This window comes from Segatella oulorum F0390 (genome assembly GCF_000224615.1).
GTDB classification, from domain to species: Bacteria; Bacteroidota; Bacteroidia; order Bacteroidales; family Bacteroidaceae; genus Prevotella; species Prevotella oulorum.
In genome coordinates, this window is the sequence record NZ_JH114216.1 from 557,912 (window position 1) to 573,425 (window position 15,514).

Consider the following 15,514-nt stretch of genomic DNA (forward strand, 5'->3'; position numbering starts at 1 on the left):
AACAGATGAAACATATATTGAATACGCTTCTTGCAGCTATAGCATGCGTTTTGGCAGGCTGTCAGGCACAAGATGCACCCCAAGAAACCATGACCAACGGTGTGGAATTGACCATTCCGGGCAACGCAATCCTGTCAGAAGACGACACAGCAAGCATCTTTGTGCATGCGATGATTGCCTTTGCGCCTCAGCAACGCGAGTCGGTAAAGTTGTCTTTCATGGGCAATGAAAAGGCCATTTTGCATGCCGATAACGATGAGTTGGTTTTCAATCCCGGTCAGAAAGAGGTAGTCCTCCGCGTGAAATCGAATGGAAAGCATTTGCTTGCAACGCCTCAAGTGGTGACCGTGCAAGTGGCTTCGGCTTCCAATCCGCTCATCAAGGGCTTTGGAAAAGGTGCTCAAATCACGATGAATCCGGATGCTGACGTACCCCTCCTGACGCCAACACAGTTGCAGTTGATTGCCGATGTGCAGACGAAATATGGCATCAACCTGAGCCGTTTGTTGGGAAAGATTCCCGTAGAAACCACCATCACGTTCAATAACGCCGATAAAGAAGGCTTCTTTCAAGGGCAAGGGCAACGCGTTTACAAGGGTTACAGTGTGATAACGTTGAGCGATGATGCTACAGTTGACCATCCCAAACTGAAACTTTTGAGCAACCCTATGGGATTAACCACCTTCTTATATGATGTGTTGAAGCGCAAAACGGTCGACGACAACGAGTTTTTTATGAATACCCCCTATGGAAAGGCAGCCGTGAAAGCCATTCATTACGACGAGCGTAAGGAGACTTTCGAGGCATCTTTGGATGGGATTGCCTTCAATCCCGTGAGCAAAGCTGTCACCTTTGTGGGCGAGAAAGAAGATGTTTATGGCGACAAAGTGGCCGGATTACCCTTTGCTTACAACTACTCTGCATGGAACAGGCTGTTGGAAGAGAAAGCAAAGGGCACCATTGTCGAGATTGAAGAGGGTGGAAACTTGGTGGGATACACCATCGATGACGACTTCCTGATGATGGGAGGCTCGCTGGATCCCAATAAGTTTTTGGGCGTAAGTGCCATTGATAGCGATACTTTTGGCCACAATCCGAGCGATTGGGTGGCTCCTTCGGCATCGGTTGATTTCGAAAAGGGCAAGCTGTCGTTTGTCTTCCCATGGGACTTCGCCGACGGAAATGGTTACGAACAGGTGCGTGTTGTCTACACCATGCACCCCTAAGAAGCATTTATTGTATGCAGAAAAAGCTTTTACGCCGTCTTTTTTTGGGCGTTATTATGCTGCAATGTATGCCTCTTTATGGTGTAAAAGCAATGATTTTACACCATAAAGAGGCATATATTACATTGCCAAAAGGCACCGTTGAAGGACAATTTGACAATGGGCTGCGCTACATCATAGTGCCCAACGGGCTTCCGAAACACAGTATTGAGGTGAGATTGGTCATGAATGTGGGGTCGTTGCAGGAGGAAAACGACCAGCGCGGAGGTGCTCACTTCTTGGAACACAGTGCCTTTATCGGCACGAAACACTTTCCAAAGCGTGGGCTTATCGACTATTTCGAGCGGCAAGGCATGAAATTTGGCCGTGACATCAATGCTTTTACGGGCTTCGATCGCACGATTTACTGGCTCTCGTTACCCCATCATTCAGCCCACGACAGCGTGCTCGATTCCACTTTTTTAGTTCTGCGCGACTGGCTCTGTGCTATTTCTTTCGATAGCGATCGCGTTAGAAAAGAGCGCGGTGTGATTATCGAAGAGTTGCGCAGCTATCAGCAAAACGACGACTTTTACGCTTTGAAGATTGGGCATGGCCGCTATGCTGAGCGGCTTCCCTTGGGCACATCGAGCGACATTAACCGCATTGACAGCCGGCGATTGCGCGCCTATTACGAACGTTGGTACACGCCATCGCATGCCACGGTGTTGGTCATCGGGCAGGTAAAGGCCGAGGAGGTGATTGCCAAACTGCGCGAAACGGTGGGCACCATTCCAAGGAAAAGCGGCGAAGGGACCGTCCGATGCGTGCCGTTGACCTATGCCCGAGGTGCCTCTTGGATGCAGATTACCGACAGCTTGCAGCGTGAAAGCAAGCTGGAACTCATCATTCCGCATACCACTTTTGCGGGAAAGACACTGCAAGATGCTGTCGACAAGCAACGCATGCGTATGCTGGTGCAATGCCTTTCAAACCGTTTGGCGGCCGATAGTGTACGCGGTGACGTGTCGAATAATTGGTATTTGGCCGACAAGGACCATTTTGTGGTAGCCCTTCGCGGGGCATCAGCAAACCATTTGGCGCAGCAATTAGCCAGTGTCGGCAATGAATGCAGACGATTGTTGCAGTTGCCTTTGGATGCAAACGAGCTGCAAAGGCTCATCGATGCACGTTTGGCACAGTTGCAACCCGACACGGCTCAGCATCTTTCGGCCGATTTATGTGATGATTTCATCGACTATATCACGGCTGGCGACCGTCCGCTTCGCGATGCCAACGATGTGGAATGGGTGCGCAAACAGGTGGCTGCGACCACGAGTCGGCAACTGCAAACGCTTTTGAAAAGGCTACTTCGCGCCATGAAACGTAGTCGGTTGTATGCCTATACCGTTGCAACGGGCGGGCAAAACGATACACTACTCACTGCTCAGCGGGCTGATGAAGCGTGGGAACAGGGCTGGCGACGCCCAATAGTGCCCTATATCGATCGGCATATCGTGGTCGAAAACGACACTGTGGCCTTGCCTTTGTGTTTGAAAACGCCGGCCAAAGTGAAGCCGGGAAGCGTGAAAAGCCAACGGCGATGGCCTGAACTGGGGCTTAACGATGTGCAGCTTACCAATGGAATCAGGTTGTTAGTGCGTCCCACCATGGACGAAGACCACACGCTTTTCTTGGCAGTTGTGGGACGAGGTGGCACGGCTGACCTCCCTCCTGCAGCACTTTTAAAGTATCATGATGCAGTGAGCTATGTGGATATGGGCGGTTTAGCCAAGGTAACGAGTGACACCTTGCTCTCGGTGATGACCCAAGAACAACTGTCAATGACCGTGGGTGAGGATGCGTTTTGGCATCAGTTGTTGGCCTCTTCGCCGGCAAAGAAAGCCACGGAGCTGTTTAATTTGGTGTACGAAAAGTTGTGTTTCCCAGGCATTAATCGTCAGGATTTTTCCGAGTGTGTGGCCAATGAACAAGCCAATGCAGGCAAAACGACGCTCCTTGACAGGCTGTTGGCACACGATGCCGACCGCTTAATGACCAACACCATCGACTCTTTGGTGGGCGATGGGGGAGCAATGAACAAGGATTGTGCCATGAAAGCTGCTTTGGAAACCCTGAATATCGACACGCTTACGCACTATTACAAACGCTTGTTTGCCAATCCATCGCAGCTCACAATCATTCTAACAGGCAACTTTGATGAGGCCGATGTGACGGCGAAAGCCATTGCAACCTTCTCGCAGATGGTGCCCCAGGCAGAGCCTTTGCCTCGTAAAGAAGAACCGTTCAAGAGGGAAAACAAAGTCTTTGTGAAGGGCTTCGAAGGCGGAAACGACCATCAGACGGTGGCGCATTATGTGTTTGCGGGCAACTATAAGCCTTCGCTTCAGGCTTCGTTGACCATGAAATTGATGCGCGATGTGTTGCAAGACCGCGTGCTGCAAGTGTTGCGTGAGCGTGAAAATATCGTCTATTCGCCCTATGTTGACATGTATTACAGTGGCATTCCGCAGCAGAAATACCATTTCATGGTGACACTTTCGTTGAAAGATGAGAACCGTAAACGGGCGGAAGAACTGCTGAAAGGTATGCTCGAAGAGTTGAAGACGCAACCTGTTTGCACTGCCGAACTCGAGAAACTGAAACGCTCTTTCCTCGTGACCAAGGACAAAATACTCAATGACAAGGCACCCGCAGAGTGGAAAACAACCCTGATGTCGTTGGTGAAAAATGGCGAATCGTTGAGCGATTTCAATGATTATGGCGCCTGCTTGGGAAGCATTACGCCCGAGATGGTGCGGGAAATGGCCAGCAGTATGTTGGATTGGAACCGAAGGATAGTGATCTATAAATCACAAAAACAATAAAAATGACAAAGAAATTCAGAATGATTTGGCTGCTCATGGCGGTGTTTATGACAGTCAATGTGTCGGCACAGCATCAGCCGGAAGCCTATCGTCTTTATGACAACAAGGGTAAATCAATCAGTTATGAGCAGCTCGTTAAGAATCTTTCCAAGGCGGATGTGGTTTTCATTGGCGAGATACATAACTGTGTCATTACCCATTGGATGGAGCAAAAGTTGCTGGAAAGTCTTTACAATGTGCACGGAGCGCAGTTGAAAATGGGCTTGGAAATGTTTGAAAGTGACAATCAACTCATCTTAAATGAGTATCTTCAGGGGAAGATTACGGGCGAACGATTTGAGGATGAAGCGCGCTTGTGGCCCAATTACAGTACCGATTACGCAGGTTTGATTGGCTTTGCGCGCGAACATCACGTGCCCGTTGTTGCCACAAATGTGCCGCGTCGTTATGCCACCGCCGTGAAAAACCATGGTCTTGCCTATTTGGATTCGTTCTCAACCGAAGCAAAAAGTTACATGGCACCGTTGCCTATCCACTTTCAATCAAATGAAAATGTTGAGCAGGGCTTTGCACTCATGGGGATGATGGGGAAGAATAAAAATGCCGATCCGCACCGCATTGCCGAGGCGCAGGCCATCAAAGACGCTACGATGGCCTGGAGAATTGCCCAAAATCTTCCGGGAAAGTTGATTCATTTCAATGGGAATTTCCATTCGGATAGCCGTGAAGGCATCATCCCTTATCTGTTAACATATAAGCCGGGGGTGCGATATGTGGTGGTGAGAGCCGTGCGACAGGAGGACATTTCGCACTTGGATGAGGCCTATCAAGGCATTGCCGATTATTATATTTGCGTGCCCGAGGATATGACGACGTCGTATTAAGCAGGGCATTTAATATAAATCCCCAATCGGTTTATGAGCAGCTGTACAGATTTTGTTTGTGGGTTGCTCGGTCGTTCTGTTGTCCGTTTTTTGAGTAGCCTGCTGCACTTTTAGCCGAGTGATAGGTCTACTGCCCGCCTTCCCGCTTCAATCAGGGAGAAAATAAGACAAAAGAGGGTGCTATTTATCATTCTTATTACTTTTATCATAGGAGTGATGGAATTATACGACATTCTTGATGGAATGTCAACTACAACAAATAGCTTACTATTTTGCCTTCTGATAACATTCAATATCACGCTGAAGATACTCTCGGAAAGCTGGGAACTCCTTGTCCGTATACTCAAGAATACGTTCCCGAGCCTGCAAAGGAATGCGATCCAAGCGTATGAGTTGGTCATATTCACCGAACTTGGGATAATCTACCCAAAGCTTCTCCAGCTCCTCTTTTGAGATGGGGGGATGCTCTGCTGTGATTTCCTCATAAGTGCCCTCAATCATCACACCTTGATAGATGACAGTTGAGAATCCTCCTTGGTGGGTATATGAGAAGTCTATACGTCTCATCTTCTCATTCGTCCCAGGGTAACATTCGTACAGGAGAATGACCTCTAGAAATAGCTTACCGCAATATTCCCTATACTCATATAGCAAGTAGTTATCGTAGTTTTCTCTCAGGAAGTCCAGTCCAAAGTACCCCGCATTAGACTCAATGGCGCAATAAGGACTACCGTCATCATTGAGTATCGTTGCAAAGTAGACCTCTTGCTTCTCGTGGGCTTCACGAGAAGCAAGCTCCAACAGCCCCTCTTTCTTCTTGCGGCGGGAGTAACGAGTTTTGTTGTAGTCATCCAAGACTTTAAGTGCTTCTCCATCCGTTAATGGACGAAGCCATATCGTATTCCAACGATTGAGTAGAGTTTTCATTTGTTGTATATATGATTGTTAGTATCTCGAATCTTTATTTATTCCTTTGAGGACACCTCGCTAAGCTGGGTATACTTACGAGAAACAATCTCGCCTGTGTGAGGGTTATATGAATCCAGCCTCACATACTGATGCTTTGTAGGAGCCCCTTCTGGTAGATTTATAGCTTTCTTCGGTGCTTCTAAATAAATCTCATTATAAGGATAGAACTTGGCACGTGCCTTGTTGAATGCGAGCATCTTTACTTCTTAGTCTGTTGATAGCGTGCGATGTCTCGCTGGAGATACTGCCTAAATGCCGGAAACTCCTTATCTGTGACTTCTAATATCGTCTCTCGAATGACCATCGGAATACGATCCAGGCGTATGAGCTGGTCATATTCACCGAACGCAGGGTAGGTTAGACAAAGTTTGGAATAGTCCTCTTCAGAGAGAGGAAACTCCGATGTCTCGGTACACTCACTCCACGTGCCTACACCTCCCTTATATTTCACGACTCCCCATGTTTTATCCTCATTAAAGTAAAACATAAAGCTATAGATCGTATCATAGTCTTGCGGATTCTTGGGTTGTAGCCTAATGGTATCCAAGAATAACGTCTTCCCTTCTTGTGTGAAGTCTCTAAACGTATAGATGAGATAATTGTCAAGATCCTCTCCTAAAAAGTCTACCCCAAAGTATCCCACATTGGACTCAATAGCACAGTAAGGGCTACCATCATCATTGAGTATCGTTGCAAAGTAAACCTCTTGTTTCTCGTGAGCTTCGCGAGAAGCAAGCTCCAACAGCCCCTCTTTCTTCTTGCGACGAGAATAGCGAGTTTTGTTGTAGCTATCTAATTGGAATAGGGTGGTTTCTTCTGTACAAATATGATTACCTACCCAAGTACTATTAAATATTGTCTTCATAACTAATTATATAATTTATTATTCGTATTTCTGATTTTTATGCGAAGCTTATCTGCATAGTTTATCACATTTTGTGGGATTGGCTTCTTTTGCACAGGCACCTCGAGAATCATTTCCCCTTTTAAGTCACGCCCTTGGTTAACCTCGAAGATACCTTTATTCAAACCTGTTCAATTTAAATAGACCTGTAAGGATAGAACTTGGTACACGCCTTGTTGAATGCAATGCCTTCTCTTATCTTTTTGAACCATGCCTCACTCTCCTTTATTACCTCAACAATTTTAAATGCTTTAGTTGAATCATTACAAGTAAAGCCTCGCTTTCCGATGATTCGATTGAGAGTGCAGACTCGATTGGAACAGCAGTCTCTTTGAGACAATACATTACCGTTATTCATTTTGCTTATTTGATGTTTTGTTATACCATGCACCATGCAGATTCTCTTCAATATATGAATTGTCTTTGAATAAATAAACCAGCGGTTCAACATCAAAAACAAAATCAGAGATAGGCTTTCGCTCTTCCCAAATAATTGGAGAAGAAGCGATGAATTCCTCATAAGGAACTTCTATTCGGCTATCATCATGATCATATAACTTCAAATATCTTCTCGTTTTACGTTCGTTTGGATATAGTATGAATAATCCATGCCATATATTCTCAATATCATACTTGTATCCCAAGTAAATGCAATACATGCGACTTTCATAGGCAGAATATGGATACCTCTTACCTTGTTCTAACCATAGTTCGAAATCATTATTTGTCTGTTTTCCATTTTCTACAGAAATGGAATTTTCAGAAAAAATAATCCAATACCTCTTTTTTTTGTTATAATCATAATAGCTGGCTAAAGCCAAATCTTTCCCCTCAAATAAAACTCGAGAGGTTCTTGTTATTTTTATCTTCATTTTTCAATAATTTCAAATTTACTTTTGCCCATTATTGCATATAAAGTTTGCTTACCATCGCGTGATATTTTCCAGATCTCAGAACCAACTTCAATCTTGATGGGAGATGTTGTACAGAACTCAAGTACTCCTATTCGTCTATTAGTTCCAGCAGTAAAACCATGTGCTGTAAATGGATAATCCATATCTTCTGAAGTAGGGATGACAAGTATCTGCGGGGCATCTTCTGATTTAAATCGGATTACTGCTATTCATTTTGCTTTATTTGATCATTTCCTTCATATTTATTTTTAATGCTCTACCAACCATACGCCATCTTTTTTAAGATAAACGATTGGCTCTGTATCGAATTTGAAACCCTCAATGGGGGTACGTTCTTCCCAAATGTCAGTTACTTCTTCAATAAACTTTTTGTATGGGATTTCTATATAATGATCTCCATTATCTAAAAATCCTAATAAGCATGTCTGAGTTTCCAAATCTGGGAATAGGATGATATTACCATCTGACACAACCGTATTCGGAGTATATTTCCCTCCTTGATATTTACAATAACAATATTTATAGAATGCAGAATACTCATAACTACGTCCATACGGAATATATAGCTTATAATAATTATTTTCTTTCCTAAACCCTAATTTTAAAAAGAAATCATTTTTAGTAAAAATCTTCCAATAGGGGGTATCAAACTCCTGGCTAAATTCCATATTCAACCAATGCCCATATATATATATATAATTGCCCCTCTTTAAATAACTAACATCCTTTAAAACCATATAACAAAATTATTTTATTGTATTAAACTTTCCATCTTTATACACTGCTCGCAGCGTTTCTCTTCCATCATTGAAAACTTCCCAAAGTTCTGCCCCCTCACTAAATTCTGCGTCTTTGACCAACTTCCATTTTGGAACACCTAATCTCCCATTATTACCTGATGTAAAACCATGTGCTAGGAGAGGTTTTATCTTCCGATGATTCGATTGAGAATGCAGACTCGATTGGAACAGCAATCTCCTTGAGGCAAGACGATAGCAAAACTGTAAAAAGCAATGTTACTATTGAATGAAATGGAATATTACCGTTATTCATTTTCCTTATCTGATATTTTATTATACCATGATGATACTTGATTTTACCTTGCTAAAACTTCCATATTAAACTATTGGAATTAATAGACCCCATATAATTAATATACAGTATCGTCAAATTCAACCATATTCAAAATAATGTCCTTCTGTATTAAAGCGGAGTAAAAAATCCTCTAACGAGTTTGCAATCTTTCTTTCGAAAAAATAAATAGCATTTTGGCTACCTATTGCTTTTTTATCAATATGTAGATAAGTTCCTTCACACAATTCAAAAAAAATATACTTGTTTCGAAAAATAGAACTATTATACAATTCCATATCTGGATCATACTTATAATAGTCCTGTCTAAGATTAATTTGTTTAAAACTAATTGCATCTAATAGCCTATCACTATTATCCTTATTATTTTGGAAAAAGAAACCATAACCTATATGTCTATAAAAAAATTCCAACTCGAAAGGTATTTCTATTTCTTTCTTCACTAATTCAATTTCAGAATCAGAAATAGGAAAAAAATGATGTTTGAAATTTTTATATATTTCTTTTTTCCTATCATTTTCATTTGGCAATACATATTTTTTTAACTGCTTATAAATCATAACTCTAATCATTTAGAGACCTCTGCAAAACCTACCACCTCTCAATTTTCACCCATATACTCTTAGAAGAATGAATATTTTTGACCAAAAGATGCCGTTGGAGGTTACTGTTTGAGTAGATAATAATCTTTTATCGGTGTATTTTCCCCTTATCTGATACAATTTGACACAATAACCCCCTGGCGTTCGGTATAAGTTGCAGGCAACGGATTCCATAATATGCTGCGCATGTTCTAAGTGTTTCATATCACTTTCATTGGCAGCTGTTGTTTCCTCGGCAAGCACCATTCCATTCTCATCCGTTACCGTGTGGCGCTTGTAACCGAAGTGGAGCTTTCCCATCTTCTTTACCCAACGGGCTTCTGTGTCTACGTTAGGCTTGACAATTTCTTTGAGCATGGCTTTCTCCGAAGCTTCCATGTTCTCATCCTCTTTTCTATCCTCAACGACCTCATAGCTCTTACCTCCACGGGGGCGACGGGGAATATTCGTAATGCTGGCATCAACAATGGCACCACGCTTTACAATGATTCCTTTAGCTTCCAATTGCCTGTTAAACTCCTCAAGAAGCGTATCATACAAATCTGCTTCAACAAGAACGTTGCGAAAACGGCACACTGTAGTACTGTCAGGAACGATATCTTCCATGCCAAGACCTGCAAAACGGCTAAAAGACAGGCGGTCGTTAACCTTCTCTTCAACTTCTCCGTCACTCAGACCATACCAGGTACGAAGTAATTCAATCTTGAATAAAACAAGGCAGTTATAGCTGGGCCGGCCGGTAGACTTATAACCTTTCGTATAAGCCACTTCTATTATAGCACGAATAGGCGCCCAATCAATGACTGTATTTATTTGTGAAAAGAATGTCTGCTTGACCTTTCTTTGCCCAAGGAATAGGTCAGCAAAACTTGGAGAGGATAGCTTCTGTTTCATACGATAAAGGTACAAAGAATATTTAAGAAAGACAAATTGTAGGAAGAGTTTTGCAGAGGTCTCGAATTGTCTTTGAACAAATAAAGCAGCTATAGGCAAAGTCCCATACTTTTTTCGTTAATTCCTTTTCTACTTCTACAATTCTTTATTTAACATTACGACTGTCTTCTATTAGTTTTTCTTTTGATGGTAATTTTTCTACGTTAAGGACAAAGGCTATTTTCTCATTATATATTAAAGTTAAATATCCTTTATGCTCCCATTCTTTTAATACAGGAAGTATTCTTTCCCTTTCTGTATATATAATTGGAGGAAAGCTATCCCATGTACAGATAGGGCTATATGCAAATGGATCATGACAAATATAAGTTGCCAATAAACTAACAATTTTTATTCTCTTCATTTTATTTTAATGTTATTGTTCTACCTGTTTTCAAGTTCACCATTCTTATCAATCATTATTTGAAATTCAGGCTCTCTTCTATTAGTTTTTCTTTTGATGGTAATTTCTCTGGAATAAAAGAAAAAACAATGTCGTCATCTTCTATTAATTTTATGTATCCATTTTCCTGCCATTTCAACAAAATGGGTCTAATTTTTTTATAATTATTTCGAATATTTTTATTTAGCACATCTAATAAATTCCAATCAACAATTGGAGACACCAAATAAATATTATCGTGATAAATATAATTTATTATTATTATTATTAACCTACTACGTTTCATAACTTATGTATTATTTAAAATTTATGACTTCTCCTGTTTTTAGATTTGTCATTCGTGTTAATTTAATTTTTTAATATGAAGATTGCTGCTGCTCATTTTAATATTTTTACTTCGTTTTTAACTTATTGATTATAAATTTATTATAGGCAACACTACTATGAGAAATAAATATTCTGATGGATTGATAGCGAAAGCTGTCCACATATTTTCAAATTTACTATTCGTATTTGTCTCATTATAAGATTGACGACATCATACTCGATGGTAAATTCGTTATTCTAAATTTATTATTTTTGATAATTTTCACTAAACTCTTTTCTTCAAAAACCAATAGATATTTTTTCAAGAACTTCTGAACATTTCTATCGTTTGAAAAGTATAGATCACTCGCTTTCCAAATTTCTATAGAGAAACTCTAATTTGCATAGAAATTCTTTTGTTTCTGTTTTGTTCATTTTGTGAATTTCCCTTATTCTTTTGATAGGTCTTTTTTTATGTGAGTGATTTGCTTCATGCTTGGTGGTTTCAGCACCTCTATCATTTGTTCGTTATCTATTTTGAATAATCTGATAAGTCCTTGTTCTTCCCACTGTTCCAATATAGGTAATAAATACTCAAAAGAAGTATCTATTGGTGATGGCAAAGCATCCCATTTAAATGTTGAGTTATAGAACCCAAAATCATGTCTGAGTATTTTGATTAACATGATTGTCATTATCCTTTTCTTCATACATTAAAAGATACGCGAGTTCGGGATAAGAAAATTGTCAAAAAAGTTATTAATCTCGCTATTATTTTGTAACTTTATAGTTGTGAAACAGTAACTTATAAAACAAATATGGCGATGATTACCAAGGACAAAGTTACTGAAATATTCTGTATTATCGATGAGTTTGACAAAAATTTGAATGGTGAGCTGAAGAAAAACCTGCATTTACCCAACCAGAATGGCAATGGAAAACGTTACAGAAATCGTAAAGGAAGGCTTTCCGAAAGTGAGGTGATGACGATTCTTATATGCTATCATTTCGGTACCTATCGCAATTTTAAGGAGTATTATCAGAATTGCATCCGCGGCTGCTTCCACAAAGAGTTCCCCCATGCGGTATCCTATAATCGCTTTGTAGAGCTCATGCCTTGTGTATTCTGCAAAATGATGCTCTTCATAAGGCTCTATGCTTTCGGCAAGTGTACGGGGATAACGTTCGTTGACAGCACAATGATCCCCGTATGCCACAACGTAAGAAGGTATTTCAACAAGGTCTTTTCGGGGCTCGCCAAGAACGGAACAGGGACTATGGGCTGGTTTCATGGCTTCAAACTTTACCTGCTTTGCAATGATTCGGGTGAGGTAATCACATTCTGTCTTACAGGGGCCAACGTGGATGACAGGGATAGCAGGGTGTGGAATGTATTTACAAAGGTGCTCTATGGGAAGGTCTTTGCTGACAGAGGATATATTAAGCAAGAACTCTTCGAAAGCCTATTCGGCCAAGGTATTCTGGGCTCGTTCATGGCCTAAAGGCTAAAATGAAGAACAAGCTGATGCCGATGTGGGATAAGATAATGTTAAGAAAACGCTATATCATCGAGTGCATCAATGAACTTTTGAAGAATAAAGCCAACCTCGTACACTCGCGACATCGCTCGATACATAACTTTATCATGAATCTATGTTCTGCCCTCACCTCCTATTGCTTTTTTGACAATAAACCTGAGGCTCTACCTGTTTATGTCGAAAAATCAAAGCAGTTAGAACTGTTTGCATACTGATCTTATCCCGAACTCGAGTATTCTTTGGGCGATTTTCGATTAAGAGTAACCTTTTCCTTTGGCTTTTCAGACTTTCCCCATTTTACAAGGATAACAAAGAAAGCGATTGTGACAATAAAGAATATAGGAAACATCCAGTTTCCTGATAAGGAGAATGTGGAAATACTGAGAACTTGATAACCTGAAAAACACATCAAGATAACCCATACAATGGTAATAAAGAGGCTTATAATCTGGTTGATCCTTGAAACAGAATATCTATACGATAATGTCAATTCGTACCATTTGTTATTATTCTCTATATGTCTTTTCATCAAATCTCCTGTGAATTCATCTTCTAAATCATCTATAATCACCACCCAATTGGTTTGCCAATGCTTGCTGGCTCTATTTACGAGATACCAACTTAGAGAAAAGATAAAGCCAATACATGTTATAACGAAAGCGTAGTTTTCTCTATTGGTAAACTTTTTGCTTTCGGAAGATACAACAGCAATATACGCTCCAAAGGAAAAGGCTATAAATGCCCAAAAATAAGTAGTTCGTTTCCAATAAAGTTCAATTTCAAACTTCCTAATCTCGTGAGCTTTTTCAAAAGCAAGTTTTCTCTTCCTTTCTTTGATGTTTTCTGATTCAATCATACATATATATCTTAATTTAGAATCATATTGATTGATAAATTGCAACTTAAATTTTCAATATAATTTTAACAGTAATTTTTAGTTATAAATTCTCCATACCGAACTTGGCTATCTCGTCGATAATCGGCAACACTTTCTCACCAAACGGTGTAAGGGAGTATTCCACTCTGGGAGGAACTTCGGGATATTGTTTTTTCTTAATTAGTCCTTTACCGCACAGGAATTTCAACTCATCGATAAGCATTTTCTCGCTGATTCCGGGAATGGCACGTTTGAGTTCTCCGTAACGGATTATCCTGTGATTGATTTGGAAAATGATGAGCAATGTCCATTTACCAGCAAAAATCTGCATTGATTTTCTTACCGGACATTCTTCATCTGAATTTTTTCTCTCCATAGCAAACTTTTTTCTTGTTGATATTCAGTAAAACTAACAATATAGTATGTATCATACATTTTTATATGTACTTGTGTATTATAGTGCAAAGGTATAATTTTGCAGTGATTTCAACAATTTAAAAATACATTTTATGGAAAAGAAAATCGAAAAAGTGCGTCAATTTTACACCGCTTTGGCACAGGGTGATTTTGAAACAGTAGGAGCATTACTCTCTGATGATTTAGTATGGCATCAGCTGGGACAAGGTGCATTGTCGGGTACTTACAATGGCAAACAGAATGTCTTTGCCCATTTGGGAAGAATTGCTCAACTAAGTAATGGGACTTTTGCCATTGACCAAGTGGATTATGTTACAGACAATGGCGACTTGGTTACAGCAGCAATTGGATTTGCGGTATCAGCCAATGGGCATTCAATAGAGATGAAGGGTGTAGATCTCTTTCGCTTTGAGAATGGTCTGATAAAGGAAGTCTGGCTCTTCCCTGAACGAATTGACGAAGAAGACCGTTTTTGGACAGCTTTAGCACAAGGCTGTTAATGAAAGAGAATCCTTTTGATATTGCTATTATACGCCGAATTTGAAATAGAAAAGTAGGATGTGCAATAAGCGATGCAAGGTAGTGTAATTTCAACTGTGTCAAGGCTCTAATCCTTTATATTTTACTTCATTTGGATAACACGATTTCTAATCGTGCCAGTCAGCTGAGGGGCCTTTCTTCCGAGGCAAAGTTACATGATTTCAAAACGTTCTCCAAATTTTATTGCTAATTGTTGTGATATCTGAGCCCAGTTGGCAAGTGGCATCGTCCACTTCTCACGTATGTTCCGGTATGCCAGATACACAAGCTTTTCGAGAGAAGTATCGGACGGGAAAACTCCTTTGTTCTTCGTTACCTTACGTACTTGCCTGTGGTAGCCTTCAACGGTGTTGGTGGTGTATATCAGCTTACGTATCGCAGGTGTATACTGGAAGTATTCCGTGAGGCGTTCCCAGTTGTCACGCCATGATTTTATGATGATGGGATACATTTCTCCCCACTTGCTCTCAAGTGCGTCTAACTGTGTTTCTGCAGTCTCTTTGCTAACGGCACCATATACCGTTTTAAGGTCACGGAGAAACTCCCTTTGATGCTTACTGCCAACGTGTTTGATAGAGTTGCGTATTTGATGGACAATATAGAGTTGGACACTTGTATTGGGGAATACGCTCTGTATAGCATCAGGAAAGCCTTTCAGACCGTCAATGCAGCATATCAGTATATCCCGAACACCTCTGTTCTGAAGGTCGCTTAGAACCTCTAACCAGAAGTTAGCGCCTTCACTCTTGGAGACATACATACCAAGAAGTTCCTTGTGGCCTTCCTTGTTGATACCTAAGACGTTGTAAATGGCACGTGAGACCGCACGTCCGGTTTCGTCCTTCACCTTATAATGGATGGCATCCAGCCAGCATATTGCATATACAGAATCAAGCATTCGTGAACGCCATGACTTGATTTCAGGCAGTACTCTGTCTGTGATGGAACTGATGGTCTCTGCAGATAGTTTGGTATCAAACTCACGCTCGAAATACTTGCTAATATCGCGAGTACTTGTACCAAAAGCATACATGTTTATAAT

The 15,514-nt window shown here is 40.9% G+C and carries 17 protein-coding genes and 2 pseudogenes; 5 read left to right on the forward strand and 14 right to left on the reverse strand.

Going from position 1 to position 15,514, the window contains the following annotated elements:
- Positions 1 to 5 precede the first annotated feature (5 nt).
- The 3 genes from HMPREF9431_RS08770 (at position 6) to HMPREF9431_RS08780 (ending at position 4,977) form a co-directional block, all read left to right on the forward strand.
- Positions 6 to 1,226: a DUF4929 family protein gene (locus HMPREF9431_RS08770; RefSeq protein WP_004380886.1), complete on the forward strand. Its 1,221-nt coding sequence runs from the start codon at positions 6 to 8 to the stop codon at positions 1,224 to 1,226.
- 92 nt (positions 1,227 to 1,318) lie between these two features.
- On the forward strand, positions 1,319 to 4,093 hold the full coding sequence (locus tag HMPREF9431_RS08775; protein ID WP_231287797.1) for a M16 family metallopeptidase: 2,775 nt from the start codon (positions 1,319 to 1,321) through the stop codon (positions 4,091 to 4,093).
- 2 nt (positions 4,094 to 4,095) lie between these two features.
- The gene (locus tag HMPREF9431_RS08780) at positions 4,096 to 4,977 is read left to right on the forward strand and encodes a ChaN family lipoprotein (protein ID WP_004380888.1); all 882 of its coding nucleotides are present in this window, start codon (positions 4,096 to 4,098) and stop codon (positions 4,975 to 4,977) included.
- 267 nt (positions 4,978 to 5,244) lie between these two features.
- On the opposite strand, the gene HMPREF9431_RS08785 is transcribed toward HMPREF9431_RS08780, so the two are convergent.
- The 11 genes and pseudogenes from HMPREF9431_RS08785 to HMPREF9431_RS08840 all read right to left on the reverse strand — a co-directional run bounded on the left by HMPREF9431_RS08785 (position 5,245) and on the right by HMPREF9431_RS08840 (position 11,795).
- Positions 5,245 to 5,904, reverse strand: coding sequence for a hypothetical protein (locus tag HMPREF9431_RS08785; protein ID WP_004380889.1), 660 nt, complete (start codon positions 5,902 to 5,904; stop codon positions 5,245 to 5,247).
- Between the two features lie 38 nt (positions 5,905 to 5,942).
- Positions 5,943 to 6,143: a hypothetical protein gene (locus tag HMPREF9431_RS08790; RefSeq protein ID WP_004380890.1), complete on the reverse strand. Its 201-nt coding sequence runs from the start codon at positions 6,141 to 6,143 to the stop codon at positions 5,943 to 5,945.
- Between the two features lie 2 nt (positions 6,144 to 6,145).
- Positions 6,146 to 6,811, reverse strand: a complete 666-nt coding sequence (locus tag HMPREF9431_RS08795) for a hypothetical protein (RefSeq protein WP_004380891.1) — start codon at positions 6,809 to 6,811, stop codon at positions 6,146 to 6,148.
- 389 nt (positions 6,812 to 7,200) lie between these two features.
- Complete coding sequence (locus tag HMPREF9431_RS08805; protein WP_004380893.1) at positions 7,201 to 7,722, reverse strand: hypothetical protein; 522 nt, start codon at positions 7,720 to 7,722, stop codon at positions 7,201 to 7,203.
- On the reverse strand, positions 7,719 to 7,907 hold the full coding sequence (locus HMPREF9431_RS08810) for a hypothetical protein (protein ID WP_040561365.1): 189 nt from the start codon (positions 7,905 to 7,907) through the stop codon (positions 7,719 to 7,721). Before HMPREF9431_RS08810 ends, HMPREF9431_RS08805 begins: the two co-directional genes overlap by 4 nt.
- A 105-nt stretch (positions 7,908 to 8,012) precedes the next feature.
- Positions 8,013 to 8,501 (reverse strand): hypothetical protein, encoded by a 489-nt coding sequence (locus HMPREF9431_RS08815; protein ID WP_004380894.1) that lies wholly within the window; start codon positions 8,499 to 8,501, stop codon positions 8,013 to 8,015.
- A gap of 435 nt (positions 8,502 to 8,936) precedes the next feature.
- Complete coding sequence (locus HMPREF9431_RS08825; RefSeq protein ID WP_004380896.1) at positions 8,937 to 9,416, reverse strand: SMI1/KNR4 family protein; 480 nt, start codon at positions 9,414 to 9,416, stop codon at positions 8,937 to 8,939.
- A 231-nt stretch (positions 9,417 to 9,647) separates the two neighbouring features.
- Positions 9,648 to 10,352, reverse strand: a pseudogene (locus HMPREF9431_RS08830) (IS5 family transposase); the annotation flags it as partial.
- A gap of 145 nt (positions 10,353 to 10,497) precedes the next feature.
- Positions 10,498 to 10,755, reverse strand: coding sequence for an acyl-phosphate glycerol 3-phosphate acyltransferase (locus HMPREF9431_RS12470; RefSeq protein ID WP_081463332.1), 258 nt, complete (start codon positions 10,753 to 10,755; stop codon positions 10,498 to 10,500).
- A gap of 55 nt (positions 10,756 to 10,810) precedes the next feature.
- A complete protein-coding gene (locus tag HMPREF9431_RS08835; protein WP_004380899.1) occupies positions 10,811 to 11,080 on the reverse strand; it encodes a hypothetical protein in 270 nt (89 codons plus the stop codon).
- 469 nt (positions 11,081 to 11,549) lie between these two features.
- Positions 11,550 to 11,795, reverse strand: a complete 246-nt coding sequence (locus HMPREF9431_RS08840) for a hypothetical protein (protein ID WP_155813009.1) — start codon at positions 11,793 to 11,795, stop codon at positions 11,550 to 11,552.
- A gap of 129 nt (positions 11,796 to 11,924) precedes the next feature.
- Between HMPREF9431_RS08840 and HMPREF9431_RS08845 the strand changes: the two are divergent.
- A pseudogene (locus tag HMPREF9431_RS08845) lies at positions 11,925 to 12,853 on the forward strand (IS982 family transposase).
- A gap of 2 nt (positions 12,854 to 12,855) precedes the next feature.
- On the opposite strand, the gene HMPREF9431_RS08855 reads toward HMPREF9431_RS08845, so the two are convergent.
- A complete protein-coding gene (locus HMPREF9431_RS08855; protein WP_004380903.1) occupies positions 12,856 to 13,494 on the reverse strand; it encodes a RipA family octameric membrane protein in 639 nt (212 codons plus the stop codon).
- An 82-nt stretch (positions 13,495 to 13,576) separates the two neighbouring features.
- A complete protein-coding gene (locus HMPREF9431_RS08860; RefSeq protein ID WP_004380904.1) occupies positions 13,577 to 13,891 on the reverse strand; it encodes a winged helix-turn-helix transcriptional regulator in 315 nt (104 codons plus the stop codon).
- Between the two features lie 133 nt (positions 13,892 to 14,024).
- On the opposite strand from HMPREF9431_RS08860, the gene HMPREF9431_RS08865 reads away from it, so the two are divergent.
- Positions 14,025 to 14,432: a nuclear transport factor 2 family protein gene (locus tag HMPREF9431_RS08865; protein WP_004380905.1), complete on the forward strand. Its 408-nt coding sequence runs from the start codon at positions 14,025 to 14,027 to the stop codon at positions 14,430 to 14,432.
- A gap of 191 nt (positions 14,433 to 14,623) precedes the next feature.
- On the opposite strand, the gene HMPREF9431_RS08870 is transcribed toward HMPREF9431_RS08865, so the two are convergent.
- Positions 14,624 to 15,514, reverse strand: an 891-nt coding sequence (locus tag HMPREF9431_RS08870; RefSeq protein WP_040561372.1) for an IS256 family transposase, incomplete at its 5' end; no start/stop codon positions are given.